The organism is Trinickia camelliae, from assembly GCF_053525655.1.
Genome location: NZ_JBCHAA010000003.1, coordinates 142,125 through 156,768, shown reverse-complemented (window position 1 = coordinate 156,768; position 14,644 = coordinate 142,125). Strand labels below are relative to the sequence as shown.

At 63.2% G+C, this 14,644-nt stretch carries 11 protein-coding genes; 5 read left to right on the top strand and 6 right to left on the bottom strand.

Going from position 1 to position 14,644, the window contains the following annotated elements:
• Positions 1–36: 36 nt before the first annotated feature.
• From AAHK20_RS06960 to mnmC, 3 genes are all read right to left on the bottom strand, one after another.
• Positions 37–1,152: a YbdK family carboxylate-amine ligase gene (locus tag AAHK20_RS06960; protein WP_449180724.1), complete on the bottom strand. Its 1,116-nt coding sequence runs from the start codon at positions 1,150–1,152 to the stop codon at positions 37–39.
• Positions 1,153–1,172: 20 nt separating this feature from the next.
• The gene (locus tag AAHK20_RS06955; protein WP_449180723.1) at positions 1,173–2,378 is read right to left on the bottom strand and encodes a cation:proton antiporter; all 1,206 of its coding nucleotides are present in this window, start codon (positions 2,376–2,378) and stop codon (positions 1,173–1,175) included.
• A 785-nt stretch (positions 2,379–3,163) separates the two neighbouring features.
• Positions 3,164–5,131 (bottom strand): bifunctional tRNA (5-methylaminomethyl-2-thiouridine)(34)-methyltransferase MnmC2/FAD-dependent 5-carboxymethylaminomethyl-2-thiouridine(34) oxidoreductase MnmC1, encoded by a 1,968-nt coding sequence (gene mnmC, locus AAHK20_RS06950; protein WP_449180722.1) that lies wholly within the window; start codon positions 5,129–5,131, stop codon positions 3,164–3,166.
• 505 nt (positions 5,132–5,636) lie between these two features.
• Between mnmC and AAHK20_RS06945 the strand changes: the two genes are divergently transcribed.
• Entirely contained in the window at positions 5,637–5,915 is a 279-nt protein-coding gene (locus AAHK20_RS06945; protein ID WP_006401505.1) for an HU family DNA-binding protein, read from the top strand.
• A 143-nt stretch (positions 5,916–6,058) separates the two neighbouring features.
• Here AAHK20_RS06945 and zigA read toward each other — a convergent pair whose 3' ends face one another.
• Together zigA and AAHK20_RS06935 are read right to left on the bottom strand one after the other, a co-directional pair.
• The gene (gene zigA, locus AAHK20_RS06940; protein ID WP_449180721.1) at positions 6,059–7,321 is read right to left on the bottom strand and encodes a zinc metallochaperone GTPase ZigA; all 1,263 of its coding nucleotides are present in this window, start codon (positions 7,319–7,321) and stop codon (positions 6,059–6,061) included.
• Positions 7,322–7,507: 186 nt separating this feature from the next.
• Complete coding sequence (locus AAHK20_RS06935) at positions 7,508–7,954, bottom strand: lytic transglycosylase domain-containing protein (protein WP_449180720.1); 447 nt, start codon at positions 7,952–7,954, stop codon at positions 7,508–7,510.
• A gap of 482 nt (positions 7,955–8,436) precedes the next feature.
• Here AAHK20_RS06935 and gspD point away from each other — a divergent pair, with 482 nt between their 5' ends.
• The 3 genes from gspD to gspF are packed head-to-tail and all read left to right on the top strand — an operon-like array spanning position 8,437 to position 13,479.
• Positions 8,437–10,764 (top strand): type II secretion system secretin GspD, encoded by a 2,328-nt coding sequence (gspD, locus tag AAHK20_RS06930; RefSeq protein ID WP_449180719.1) that lies wholly within the window; start codon positions 8,437–8,439, stop codon positions 10,762–10,764.
• A complete protein-coding gene (gspE, locus tag AAHK20_RS06925) occupies positions 10,761–12,257 on the top strand; it encodes a type II secretion system ATPase GspE (RefSeq protein ID WP_449180718.1) in 1,497 nt (498 codons plus the stop codon). The genes gspD and gspE overlap by 4 nt, the downstream gene beginning before the upstream one ends.
• Before the next feature lie 4 nt (positions 12,258–12,261).
• Complete coding sequence (gspF, locus tag AAHK20_RS06920; RefSeq protein ID WP_449180717.1) at positions 12,262–13,479, top strand: type II secretion system inner membrane protein GspF; 1,218 nt, start codon at positions 12,262–12,264, stop codon at positions 13,477–13,479.
• Between the two features lie 73 nt (positions 13,480–13,552).
• Here gspF and AAHK20_RS06915 read toward each other — a convergent pair whose 3' ends face one another.
• The gene (locus AAHK20_RS06915; protein WP_449180716.1) at positions 13,553–13,966 is read right to left on the bottom strand and encodes a type II secretion system protein N; all 414 of its coding nucleotides are present in this window, start codon (positions 13,964–13,966) and stop codon (positions 13,553–13,555) included.
• Between the two features lie 190 nt (positions 13,967–14,156).
• Between AAHK20_RS06915 and gspG the strand changes: the two genes are divergently transcribed.
• Positions 14,157–14,621: a type II secretion system major pseudopilin GspG gene (gene gspG / locus AAHK20_RS06910; RefSeq protein ID WP_449180715.1), complete on the top strand. Its 465-nt coding sequence runs from the start codon at positions 14,157–14,159 to the stop codon at positions 14,619–14,621.
• Positions 14,622–14,644: the final 23 nt, after the last annotated feature.

The following is a 14,644-nucleotide window of genomic DNA, read 5'->3' as shown; positions in this document are numbered from 1 at the left end:
CTGCCGTGCGGCTTGCCTCGCCCTCGCCTGCTACCTCTAGCCGCGCCACTGCAAGCACTGCTGCCGGACGGCTTCGTGCAGCGACTTTTCCTTATCGAATACGCCGCGCAGCCAGGTCGCATCGTTGACCTGCCCACGCGCGATCGCGGCAACCTCGGTGAGCGCCGCCTTCGAGCCGAGCACCTCGGCATGCGGCGCGATCGCGTCCAGCGTTTCGAGAATGTCCTCGGAAATCGAGCGGCGCTCGCCCGTTTGCGGGTTGATGCACATGCCGGCCAGACCGAATCGGCAAGCCTCGAACCGGTTGAACGTATAGACGAGGTAATCGTCCTCTTTCGGCGTCACGGGCTTGTCGAGCAGCAGATGGCGAGCGAGCGTCTGGATGTAGCACGCGATTGCCGCGGCGCGATCCACGGACAGCGGCGTATCCATCACGCGCACCTCGATCGTGCCGAAGCCGGGCTTCGGCCGGATGTCCCAGTAGAAGTCCTTCATGCTGTTGACGACGCCCGTCTTGACCATCTTCGAGAAATATTCCTCGAAGCTGTCCCAGGTCAGCACGAACGGCGCGCGGCCCGACAGCGGGAACGCGAACACGGAATTCAGGCGTGCCGAATGAAAGCCGGTGTCGACGCCCTGCACGTACGGCGACGAGGCCGATAACGCGATGAAATGCGGAATGAAGCGCGACATCGAATGCAGCATGAACAGCGCGCTGTCCGGGTCCGGGCAGCCGATATGCACGTGCTGGCCGAACACCGTGAACTGTTTCGCGAGATATCCGTAAAGCTCGGAAAGGTATTGAAAGCGCGGCGTATCGAAAATCTGCCGCTCGCTCCATTGCTGGAACGCATGCGTGCCGCCGCCGCACAGGCCGACGTTCAGGTGATCGGCCGCCGCGACGAGCGTGTCGCGGATCTTGCGCAGATCGGCCACGGCCTGTTCGTGCGACGTGCAAATGCCCGTCGACAGCTCGATCATGCTTTCGGTGATTTCGGGCGTAATGTTGCCCGGGATTTTTTCGTCCTTGACAAGCCGCATCAGATCCGATGCGGCTTTGGTCAGATCATAGTCGTGCGTGTTGACGACCTGGATCTCGAGCTCCACGCCGAAGGTGAAAGGCTTGGAGTTGATGAAGGCTTCGAGCGACATGGCGTCCTCTGCAATTCAAATCAAATGTCGCGGCGTTCGCCGACGAGCGTCAGGCTGCGATACACGAGCCATGGACCCACGATCTGCAACACCACGATCGAGCACATGATGACCGCGCTCAGCATCGGATCGAACTTCGGGTACAGGTCGTAGGTATCTTGGACGAGCAGATAGGCGAGCGCCGACATCGGCGAAAGCGACAAACCGAGCGCAACGCCCTGCTTCAAATTGAGCCCGCTCGGCTTCGCGAACGCGAGCACGCCGACGAGCTTCGCGACGAACCGCGCGACGATCAGCCCAATCGCCGCGATGCCGCCAAGCGCGATGTCCTGCCATTCGAACGACGTCAGCGTCAGCACGAACAAGATGACAGTCAAGAGCCACCCCGCCGTGCCGAAATGCTGCGGCCACAACTGCGGCTTCGCTACGAGGTTCTTCACGATGATGCCGGCGGCCAACAGGCTCAGGATCGTCGAGAGCTTGAACAGATGCGCAATCGCGATCGCGAGCAGCACGAGCCCGAACAGCGCAACGAACGAATGCTCATCCTGCAAATTGAAGCGCCGATACAGGAAGGTACAGGCGCGCGCGAGCAAGAACGCGAGAATCAGCGAGCCGACGAGCAGATAGAGCGGCTGGATGATCGTCGCGAAGACGTTGCCGTACGTTTCCTGGTGCACCCAGCCCGATGCGAGCTTCTCGATGACCACGGCATACATGCTGTTGAGCGCGGTCAGCGTCAGGAGGCGTTGCGTCACCTGCCCTTCGGCGCGCAGCTCGGTCTTCAGTTGAATCACCATCGCGGGCGACGTTGCCATGGCGATCGACGCGAGCACGACCGCGACGATCACCGGCACGTGCAGGAGCATCAGCACGACGAACACGAGGATGAAAGTCAGTGTGGCTTCCGCGAGGCTCGAGGCAATGAGCCATGGATTGCGGCGGATCCACCGCAAGTCGAGCCGGCCGCCGAGTTCGAACAGCAGCAAGCCGAGCGCGACGTCGAGCAACAGACGCGAGGTGCCTCCGGCACTCGCATCGATCGCGCCGAAGCCCGCGGCCCCGGCGATCAGCCCGATCACGCCATAGCCCGAGATGCGCGGCAAATGCCAGGCCCGATAGCAGAGTTCGCCGAGCAAACCCGCGGCGAGCATGGCGAGGCCCGCCCAAAAGATGGCGTCCGGCACGAGCGGCCAACCGGGGAAGAATGAAAACGCCGATTTCATCGTTATGGCTTCTCCTTTGCGAACAACCGAGCGGCACATGGCCACATCACGACCAGCCAGCCTGGGAGGCCGCTGTGTTCTGACTCGCAACGCTAGGCGAGTGGTCGATGATCGAATGAAAGCTGAAACGGATGCGCCGGCACGGGCGGGTGCGTTGGACGGACCCTGGCACGCAGCCAGTGTGCAAGGTGTTGCGTTCGGCAAGACGCGTTGAACTGCTGCCGTCTTGATGATGGATCAGATTCCGAAGCGGGCGCACCGTTCCGTCGATGCATCGGTGAGCTGTTCGCCACCGATACGGGAAGAAGCCGGATTGTGCCACAGCGAACGCGTATACGACACGAATCTACGCGAATTTGCTTTTATCTCGGTAAAAACGAGCACTAACCTCAGACAAGACGGAAGAATCGACCGATTCCTGTGATATGCGAATTGGATTTTCGCTTCGGTCTTTGTGCCTTGAATGCTTTGACGCGCTTCGGGGTATACGCAGCCGAGGCGGTCCCGATGTCTTGGTTTACTGGTTTACCGTATGTATACGTAGTAGAAGTTAACAAAGGCACCACTTTTCTGTGGATAACCCCATTTTCCCGATCCAAATCAGACGTTTACCGAACGCATAACCGGATGCGGAGCATGTGCGCCCGCGACCGGCAGCGTTGAGTAACTTTTTGCCGTATACGCGGTACAGCTGACTTACCCCGTATACGTGCACACCGAGTCCACACGAATTTCGCGTGACTTTCGCTAGGTTGTCCACAACATCGAGTGGATAACTTTTTCGCTCAATCGAGTGTGCCTTGACGCAGCGCGCGTAATAGATAGCGCGCGGGGTCGATGCTTTCGGCAAGATCCCGTTCGATCGGCCAAGGTTCGCCTTCGATCTGCGAGGCGATCAACTCCGCGGCAAGCGTCGCCCAGACAAGGCCGCGCGAACCATAGGCGAAGGCGCCATAGAGACCATCGGCGCGCGGCAGGTCGAGGGGCCATGCGCCACGCAGCGCCGCGGCATCGCGCGACGCTGCGCGTTCGTCGGCCAGCGCGCCGGCCATCGGCAAGCGGTCGCTGGCGACGCAGCGAAACGCGACGCGTCCTTCGAGCCTGCTCGGATCGGTCGCTGCGAGTTCGTTTGCGACATCCGGCATCAGTTGCGCAAGCCGTTCGAGATTCTCGACATGGCCTGATGCGCGCATCGCGCGCTCGTCATCGTCGACTTCGTATGTCGCGCCGGTCAGCGTGATGCCGTCCGCGAGCGGCACGGCATAGCCCTCGCCGATCAACGGTACGCGCAGGCCGGAGGCGACGCGTGCGGGCAACAGCGTCAGTTGGCCGCGCACGATGCACGTCGGGGCTTGGTGAAGTCCCGCGACGCGTGCGGCATCGCAGGCGTTCGCGAAGATCACCACCGGCGCGGACGCAAGCGGCCTGCCTGCCGCATCGATGACGCGCCAGTGATCGTCGACACGTTCTATGCGCTGCACCTCCACACCGAAGTGCCGCGTGAGCAAGTCGCCGGCGGCGTCGCATTGCGCGCGGCACAGCGCGGCAGGATCGAGCGACCCGCCGCGCGGATAGAGCCAGCCGCCGCGCGTGAGCGCAACGTTCGCAAGCGCTTGTGCGTCCGTTTGTGACGCCGGTGTGACGAAGTCCGCCGGGTAGCCGAGCGATGTGATGGCGTCGGTCATCGCACGCGTTTCGTCTTCATCGACGGCGAGATGCAAAAGGCCGAGTGTGCTGCGCTGGAATGAATAGCCGCTTTGTTCAAGCGCACTCCAATGTTTTAGTGCATAGAGAAAACCCGCACGCGTGATGCGTGAGGCGACGCTGTCGTCGCGTGAAATCAGCGGGTGGAATACACCAGCCGGATTGCCCGACGCTTCGCGCGCGGCGTCCGGGTGCTGGTCGATCAAGCTGATGCGCCAGCCGCGCGCGGTGAGCCGTTCGGTCAGCGCGCAACCCGCAAGGCCTGCGCCGATCACGATGGCATGCCGCTCGCCGACGGTAAGCGGCAACGGCGGTTCATGACGTCGTACGCGCCAGCGAGGCGCAAATTCCCCGACCAGCATCTCCCGTTTCCAGCCGAAGCCTTCAGCTTTCCTTAAGTTGAAACCGGCCTGTTCGAGCGAGCGCTTGACGTCGCCGGCGCTCGTGTAAGTCGCGAACGTCGCGCCATCCCCGGCCAGACGCGCAAGCGACTTGAAGATCGGAAGCGACCACATGTCCGGATTCTTCGCGGGCGAGAATCCGTCCAGATAGAAGGCATCGGCGCGCAGCCACAGCTTCGGCAGTACGTCGAGCGCGTCGCCGAATGCGAGCGTCAACGTCACGCGCCCGCCTTCGAATTCGAGCCGGTGCATGCCGGGCACGAGCATTGGCCATGCATCATCGAGCTGCTGCGCAAGCGGCGTTATGGTTGCATCTGCAACGATCCGGCCGTGAACTGCGCGCAAATCCTGCTGCGAAAACGGATGCTTTTCGATCGATACGAAGTGCAGCCGCTCGCAACGCGCCGGGTCGGCGCGCCACGCTGCCCAGGTCGCGAGGAAGTTGACGCCGACTCCGAAGCCCGTCTCGACGATCGTAAAGATGCGCCGCTCACGCCAGCGTTGCGGCAGTCCATTGCCCGCGATGAACACGTGATGCGCTTGCGCGAGAGCGCCGACGGCGCTGTGATAAATGTCGTCGTAAGCCGGGGAGAACAGCGTGCCGTCGTCGCGAAACGCAAGCGTGGCGGGGATGAGCGGGTCGGTCATGCGGAAGATGGAAGGCGGCTGCGGGTCTTGGGAAAAACACCGAGCACTCGAAACATGCCGCCTCGTTACGACGAAATACGGCGAAATCGCGCATGCCGAGCCTCGGGGCAAGTCGTCCGAAAACGCTCTCACGGACCTGGCGTAAATGCCGCAAAGCCCCGTCTGGCGGGCGTTTGCGGAGCGTTGGCAAAAACCAACGCCTCTATGCGGCGACCCGTCAACTCGCTTAGCATGTTCGATTCGCGCGGGCTCGATCGCGCGAAACCCAGCAGCGACAAGGCATTGAGAGGCTAAATTCTTTGAAAGCCTTGCCGTTATTGGGTTTGCGCTGCGCTATCATAGCAAGCGCCGCAGGGCAAAGCGGAAAGCTAGGCCGTCGCGTGATGACGCCAAGCGCGGCGATAGTCGGCGCGCTCGGCGGCAAGGGCTCGACGGCAAAGCCCGCGCACGTATAATCGGCGCGTTCGCGCTGTTCGTATCACCTTAACCTGAGAAAGGAACCTTAATGAACAAACAGGAACTGATCGACGCCGTCGCTGCTCAGACGGGCGCCAGCAAGGCACAAACCGGCGAAACGCTGGACACGCTGCTCGAAGTGATCAAGAAGGCAGTGTCGAAGGGCGACGCGGTTCAACTGATTGGCTTCGGCAGCTTCGGCTCGGGCAAGCGTGCAGCACGCACCGGCCGCAACCCGAAGACCGGCGAGACCATCAAGATTCCGGCCGCGAAGACTGTCAAGTTCACGGCTGGCAAGGCGTTCAAGGACGCCGTCAACAAGCGCTAAGCACTCAGCTGCCTGATTGTTGACACCCGCCCATGGCGGGTTTTTTTTCGCCTGGGCGTTGGTGTTTTCAGTCAGTTCGACTTAACGCATATCCGCTTGGTTATGCCGGCAATGCGCCGGCAACGTACGGTAAGCGCGAGCCTTCAATGTCGATGCACGATTTCGGCATCGCCGGATTCGTCGTCGTGGGCATCGAGATCCCAGGCGGGGAATGGGTCGGGGAAGTGCGACCACGCGTGCGGACCTTGCGCGAATTCGTCGTCGGTCAGCAGGCACGCGTCGAACTTCTCGCGCCACGCCTTCGCATCGAGTCCGATGCCGATCATCACCAGCTCCTGACGGCGGTCGCCGATCGTGGCGTCATCCGGATCGCCGTGCCAATCGGCGGCGATTTCCTCGGCGAGCTCATCATCTTGCGGCCATTCGCTCTTGTCTTGCGCCGCCCACCAGTAGCCCGCCGGACCATGCCGGCACGCGCCGCCCGCCTGCGACAGCGAACCCGCGACGTCGTTGCGCGTCGCGAGCCAGAAGAAGCCCTTGCTGCGCAACACGCCTTGCCATTCTTCGTGCAACAGCGCCCACAAACGCTCCGGATGAAACGGCCGGCGCGCACGATAAACGAAGTTGCCGATGCCGTATTCATCAGCTTCGCCGCTGTGATCGTGTTCGTGCTCGAGCGACTGGAGCCAGCCCGGCGCGTTCGACGCCTCGTCGAAATCGAAGCGCTTGGTATCGAGGACGGCATCGAGCGGCACGTCGCCAAAGCGGCTGACGACTTGCACGGCGCGCGGATTGATGCGCGCGAGGATGTGCTGCAGGCGAGCGAGATCGTCCGCGCTGACGAGATCGGCCTTGTTCACGACGAGCACGTCGCAAAATTCGATCTGTTCGATCAGGAGCTCGACGAGCGTGCGGTCGTCCTCCTCGGTCGCGGCGAGGCCGCGTTCAGCGAGGGCGTCGGCGCAAGCGTAGTCGCGCAGGAAGTTGAATGCATCGACGACGGTCACCATCGTGTCGAGGCGCGCGACATCGGAAAGCGACACGCCGTCGTCGTCGACGAAGGTGAAGGTCTCGGCGATCGGCATCGGCTCGGCGATGCCGGTCGATTCGATCAGGATGGCGTCGAAACGCTGCTCATCGGCGAGACGCCGGATTTCGGTCAACAGGTCGTCGCGCAGCGTGCAGCAGATGCAGCCGTTCGACATCTCGACGAGCTGCTCCTCGACATGCGATAGCGACGCGGCGTCGCGCACGAGCGTCGCATCGATATTGACGGCGGCGAGATCGTTGACGATCACCGCGACCCGCAGGCCCGCGCGATTCGCGAGGATATGGTTCAGGAGCGTGGTTTTGCCCGCGCCGAGAAAACCGGACAGCACGGTGACGGGCAGTGGCGGCTGGTTCATCGCAGTAGACAAATGAGAGGGGGGAAGCGGCGCGGCATATCAAACCGGTTCAAACCAGTTTGGCCGCCGGCCGGGCGCATGATGCCCGCATTGTGCATCAAACGTCGGCGATTCGTTCGATTCGGGGGAGGAGGGAAATAGCCGCTCGGGGCGCTAAGCGCGGAGGGCTCGAGACAGGGGTAAGCGTCAGCGTTGCGCTTGCAGCAGCTTCCACCGCGTGAGGATGTCGGCGATCTGGCGTGCGTACTTGTCGCGCAGCGACGGCGTCTCGGAGTGGTAGGCGCCGATGGCCTGCCAAGTGTTGCCGTACTTGTTCATTTTCTGGCGCAGGTGCCACGCCGCGATGTAAACGTTCTTGCAGGGCTCCATCAGCGTGCCGCTCGAAATGCCATATTGCGCGAGCGTGGGCAGATGAATCGAGTTGATCTGCATGAGGCCGTAGTCAGTCGAGCCGTTGGCATTCTTGTGCTGCGCGTCGGGCGTGTTATGCGATTCCTGCCAGGCGATTGCGCGCAGCACCAACGGATTCACCTTCTGATACTTGGCTGCTTCGTCGAAGCAGTCCGCGCGCGCCGGCGAGCTTGCGAGGCAAGCGCCGAGTGTTGCGGAAAGAATCAGGAAGGCTATTTTCATCGGTGAGGTTGGCTAAATAACAGATGCCGGATAAACGCGGCAATTAAATATAGGTCAACGCCGTTTCTGTTACCGGCATGCTTGCAATATCGGGAAAACCCCATCTTGCAAATAACTTCAGTTTACTCGGGTGCCCGTATGATACCGGCTGCCGCAAATCACGCAAAGTTGGCTAACGGACATAAACCAGCTGTATGCGGACAAGCTGCAGTAGTTGCTTCAATGCGTATTGTCGGTATAGAAACTTTCGAAAACTTTCATCGACGCGAAATTTTTTTGGAAAAGCGAAGTGAACTTCCATCCTTTGTGACGATACAGACACGAAAAGCTGCTAATGTTCCGACTTCAGGAATGGCGGATGGATGTCCTGCTTACCGGACCTTCCAAGACGCGCGCGAGTCGGCGGGCTTTCCGTTGCCGCGAACGCGCCCGCTTTGCAAGACCGCCGGGAGTGGCCGCTTCCGACATCGACCTCACTTTCCATGACTAGAAATCGTATGGCACTGCGTCGCATCGCCTCGGCGCTGCTGGTGGCTGGCCTCCTGGCCGCGAGCACCGCACACGCGCAAGTAACGCTCAATTTCGTCAACGCCGATATTGATCAGGTGGCAAAAGCAATCGGCGCGGCGACAGGCAAAACGATCATCGTCGACCCGCGCGTCAAGGGTCAGCTCAACCTCGTCTCAGAAAATCCGGTGCCGGAAGATCAGGCGCTGAAGACGCTGCAATCGGCATTGCGCATGCAGGGCTTCGCACTCGTGCAGGACCATGGTGTCCTGAAAGTCGTGCCCGAGGCCGACGCGAAGCTGCAAGGCGTGCCGACCTATGTCGGCAACAGCCCGCAAGCGCGCGGCGACCAGGTCATCACGCAAGTATTCGAGCTGCATAACGAGTCGGCCAACAACCTGCTGCCGGTGCTGCGGCCGCTCATTTCGCCGAACAACACGATCGCGGCCTATCCGGCCAACAACACGCTTGTCGTGACCGATTACGCCGACAACGTGCGGCGCATCGCGTCGATCATCGCGGGCGTCGACAGCGCGGCCGGCCAACAGGTCGCCGTGGTGCCGCTGAAGAACGCGAACGCGATCGATCTCGCGCAGCAGCTCTCGAAGATGCTCGACCCGGGCTCGATCGGCAGCACCGATGCGACGCTCAAGGTCTCGGTCCAAGCCGACGCGCGCACCAATTCGCTGTTGCTGCGCGCGAGTAACGGCGCGCGGCTTGCCGCCGCGAAGTCGCTTGCCCAAAAGCTCGACGCGCCGAGCTCCCAGCCCGGCAACATGCACGTCGTGCCGCTGCGCAACGCCAATGCCGTGCAGCTCGCGAAGACGCTGCGCGGCATGTTGGGCAAGGGCGGCGAGGGGGCGTCGGCCGAGTCGAACAACGCGAATTCGTTCAACCAAGGCGGCTCGTACGGCACATCGGGTGGCGGAAGCTCGACGTCTACCGGAACCTCGGGTACGCCGCCGCTGCCGTCTTCGTTCGGCGGCAGCTCGTCGGGGTCGCTTGGCAGCAGCCCGCTCGGTGGCGGCGGCTCGTACGGCGGCAGTTCGGGCAGCGGCGGCTCCTTCGAGAAGCAAGGCAACGAGGAGGAGAACCAGCCCGGCGGCATGATCCAGGCCGATGCGGCAACCAACTCGCTCGTCATCACCGCGTCCGATCCCGTCTATCGCAACTTGCGCGCCGTGATCGATCAGCTCGACGCGCGACGCGCGCAGGTCTATATCGAAGCGCTGATCGTCGAGCTCAATTCGACGACCGCAGGCAACCTCGGCATCCAGTGGCAGGTGGCGAGCGGCAATCTCCTCGCGGGCACCAACCTCGCGAGTAGCGCGGGCAGTGTGGCCGGCTCCAACATCCTTGGCGTGACGGCGGGGCTGGCCGCGCCCGTTGCGAACGGGGGCGGGGTGGCGTCGCTGCCGAACACGCTCACCCAGGGCCTGAACATCGGTTGGCTGCATAACCTATTCGGCGTGCAGGGTCTCGGCGCGCTGCTGGAGTACTTCGCCGGCGTCAGCGACGCGAACGTGTTGTCAACGCCAAACCTGATCACGCTCGACAACGAAGACGCGAAGATCGTGGTCGGCCAGAACGTGCCGATCACGACGGGCTCGTACTCGAACTTGACCAGCTCCACGCCGAGCAGCGCGTTCAACACCGTCGACCGCGTCGACGTCGGCCTGACGCTGCACGTGAAGCCGCAGATCACCGACGGCGGGATCTTGAAGCTGCAGATCTATACGGAAGACTCGTCGATCGTCAGTGGTACGCAGAACGCGACGACGAACCCGACGGGCCCGACGTTCAACAAGCGTTCGATCCAGTCGACGATCCTCGCGGACAACGGCGAGGTCCTCGTGCTCGGCGGCTTGATGCAGGACAACTATCAGGTGTCGAACAGCAAGGTGCCGCTCCTGGGCGATATTCCATGGATCGGTCAGCTGTTCCGGTCGGAAACCAAGCAGCGTCAGAAGACCAACCTGATGGTGTTCCTGCGCCCCGTAATCATCAACGACAACGCGACCGCGCAGGCGATCACGGAAAACCGCTACGACTACGTCCAGGGCGTGACGGGCGCGTATCGCTCCGACAATAACGTGATGCGCGACAAGGATGATCCGGTTGTGCCGCCGATGCCGCAGGGCCCGAGCCAGGGTGGCGCGGTGACGAACCTGTTCGACCTCAGGCAAATGAACCGTCCGAAACCGGGGCAACAGGCGCCCGCGCCGCAGCAACCGGCCCCGGAAGCGCAGCCGCAAGGCGTTCCGCAGCAGCCGGGGACGGCCGCGCCGGGAGCATCGCAGTGATCGACACGCTCGCGTCCGCCCACGAAGGCGCGCCGGGTGAACGCCAGCCGCCTTCGCAGCTCGCTGCCCGGCTCGTGCCGTATGGCTTTGCGAAGACCGGCCAGATTCTCGTCGCGCATCAGCATGCGGACGGCCTCGAAGTCTGGATCAGCGAACGCACGAGCGATGCGGCGCTTGCCGAAGTCGCGCGCAATTTCGGCGCACTGAAGGTGGTGCGGCTGCCCGCCGACGATCTCTCGCAAGCGATCAATCAAGCGTACGCGCGCAGCGACGGCAGCGCCGCTCAGGTGGTCGGCGAAGTGGAAGGCGAAGTCGACTTGTCGCGCCTGATGCAGGACATCCCCGAAGTCGAAGACCTGCTCGAATCCGAAGACGACGCGCCGATCATCCGCATGATCAACGCGCTGCTGACGCAGGCGGCGCGCGAGCAGGCATCGGATATTCACATCGAACCGTTCGAGAACGCATCGGTGGTGCGCTTTCGCGTCGACGGGACGTTGCGCGACGTCGTGCGCCCGAAGAAGGCGCTGCACGGCGCGCTGATCTCGCGGATCAAGATCATGGCGCAGCTCGACATCGCCGAGAAACGCTTGCCGCAGGACGGCCGCATCACGCTGCGCGTGGGCGGGCGGCCTGTCGACGTGCGCGTCTCGACGCTGCCGACCGGACACGGCGAGCGCGCGGTCCTGCGTCTGCTCGAAAAGGATTCGCAGCGCCTGAATCTCGAAGCGCTCGGCATGGCGCCCGACACGCTCGGGAAATTCGACAAGCTGATTTCGCGTCCGCACGGCATCGTGCTCGTCACGGGGCCGACGGGCTCGGGCAAGACGACGACGCTGTATGCGTCGATGTCGCGGCTCGAAACCGCGACGACCAACATCATGACGGTCGAAGACCCGATCGAATACGATCTCGCCGGCATCGGCCAGACGCAGGTCAACGAGCGGATCGGGATGACCTTCGCGCGCGCACTGCGCTCGATCCTGCGGCAAGACCCGGACATCATCATGATCGGCGAAATCCGCGACCTCGAGACCGCGCAGATCGCCGTGCAGGCGTCGCTGACCGGTCACCTCGTGCTCGCGACGCTGCACACGAACGACGCGGCCTCCGCCGTCACGCGTCTCACCGACATGGGCGTCGAGCCATATCTGCTTGCGTCGTCGCTGCTCGGCGTGCTCGCGCAGCGGCTCGTGCGGCGCCTGTGTCCGGTGTGCAAGGAAGAGCGCGCCGAGAACGGTCATACGCATTGGCATCCGGTCGGCTGCGACAAGTGCGGACAATCGGGCTATACGGGTCGGCGCGGCGTCTACGAGCTGCTCTTGATCGACGATACGATCCGCACGATGATCCACCGCAATGCGGCGGACGCCGAGATCCTCACCGCCGGCCGTGCGCAAGGCATGCGCACGCTGCGCGAGGACGGCGAGCGCTGGCTCGCATCCGGCCTCACGTCGCTCGAGGAAGTGATACGTGTGACTGGCGGAGCGTGACGTCATGCCGGCATTCCGTTTTGAAGCGATCGACGCCGCAGGCAAGGCGCAGAAGGGCGTCCTCGATGCCGACACCGCGCGCGGCGCGCGCGGCCAGTTGCGCTCGCAGGGTCTGACGCCGCTCGTCGTCGAGCCGGCCGCCACGCGTACGCGCGGCGAGCGCAGCCAGCGCCTCTCGCTGGGCCGCAAGCTCTCGCAGCGCGAGCAGGCGATCCTCACGCGGCAGCTCGCGAGCCTGCTCACGGCCGGGCTGCCGCTCGACGAAGCGCTCGCGGTGCTCACCGATCAGGCCGAACGCGACTACATCCGCGAATTGATGGCCTCGATCCGCGCCGAAGTGCTCGGCGGCCATTCGCTTGCGAATGCGCTCACGCAGCACCCGAAGGACTTTCCCGACATCTACCGCGCCCTCGTCGCCGCCGGCGAACATACCGGCAGGCTCGGCCTCGTGCTGTCGCGCCTGGCTGACTACATCGAGCAGCGCAATGCGCTCAAGCAGAAGATCGTCCTTGCGTTCACCTATCCGACGATCGTTACGATCATCGCGTTCGGCATCGTGACCTTCCTGCTGAGCTACGTCGTGCCGCAGGTGGTCAACGTGTTCGCGAGCACGAAGCAGAAGCTGCCGCTTCTCACGGTGCTGATGATGGCGCTTTCGGATTTCGTCCGGCACTGGTGGTGGGCGATCCTGCTTGCCGTGGTGGTGGTGGTCTACGTGGTGCGCGGCATTCTCAAGCAGCCCGGGCCGCGCCTCGCGTTCGACCGGTGGCTGCTCACCGCGCCGCTTGCCGGCAAGCTCGTGCGCGGCTACAACACGGTGCGCTTCGCGAGCACGCTAGCCATTCTGACCGCGGCGGGCGTTCCGATCCTGCGCGCGCTGCAGGCAGCCGGCGAAACGCTCAGCAACCGCGCGATGCGCGTCAATATCGATGATGCAATCGTGCGCGTGCGCGAGGGCACATCGCTCTCACGCGCGCTCGGCAATACGAAAACGTTTCCGCCGGTGCTCGTTCACCTGATTCGTTCGGGCGAGGCGACCGGCGACGTGACCACGATGCTGGACCGTGCCTCGGATGGTGAAGCACGCGAGCTCGAGCGCCGGACGATGTTCCTGACGAGCCTTCTGGAGCCGCTTTTGATTCTGGCGATGGGCGGTGTGGTGCTCGTGATCGTGCTGGCAGTGATGCTGCCGATCATCGATCTGAACAATATGGTGCAGTAGACGGGCGGGTATGTCGTGCGCGGCGGCGTGTTCAGCGCTCTGTCGCGCCGAACGCCGCGACACTCGGCAAAACTCAGCGCACGTAGATCGTCGGACCGATGGGGTTCGCAGGCAGGAAGATTTCGGAACGCGCGCCGTTGCGGTCGACGATGATCGAGCGGGCCTTGACCTCGTCGAGCTTCACGCCCTGCATGATCGCGCTGCCGAGCGACACAGCACGCGGCGGTTCGTCGCCGGCGCTGACGATGGCCGAGGCGCCTTCGCCGAGCGCGAGTATGCCGAACAGCTTGATGCTGCGGTTCACGTCGTGGGTGAGCTGTCCGCCGAAGATCGTCGCGGCGTCCTCGACGGCCACCGGCGCGCGCACCGAAGCCGCCTGCAGCGGCGGCGCCGGATGCGAGGTGAGCGTGATGGCCCAATAGGTGACGGTCGCGCAGAACACCGCGAACAGCGCCAAGGACAGAAGGCGAATTTGGAGAGCGTTCATGTGCGTCATTGTACGGACTAATGTGAATATTGCGATGTGTCGCAACCCTCCAACTGCGTGACATTACAATGAGCGGCCCGGACGCCCGAGCCGCCGGGGACAACGAGGCGCAAAAGCGCAACGAGCCTGGTCGAACGCGTAGTGTCTAGCGGGCGCGACCGGCATTCATCTTGGATAGAGGTAGTTAGAAATGCATATGTGGACCATTCGCCGTAAGGAAGCCGTGGCACTGCGAGAACGCCGCCAACGCGGCTTCACGCTGATCGAAATCATGGTGGTGATCGCGATTCTCGGCATTCTCGCCGCGCTGATCGTGCCGAAGATCATGAGCCGACCGGACGAAGCGCGCCGTGTGGCGGCCAAGCAGGACATCGGCACCGTCATGCAGGCGCTCAAGCTGTACCGCCTCGACAACGGCCGTTATCCGACGCAGGAGCAGGGCCTGCGCGCGCTGATCGAAAAGCCGACCACGGACCCGATCCCGAACAACTGGAAGGACGGCGGCTACCTGGAACGCCTGCCGAACGATCCGTGGGGCAATCCGTATCAGTATCTGAACCCCGGCGTGCACGGCGAAATCGACGTGTTCAGCTACGGCGCCGACGGCAAGCCCGGCGGCGAGGGCAACGACGCCGATATCGGCTCGTGGCAGTAAGCTGCGCCCGGCACGTCTAGGCC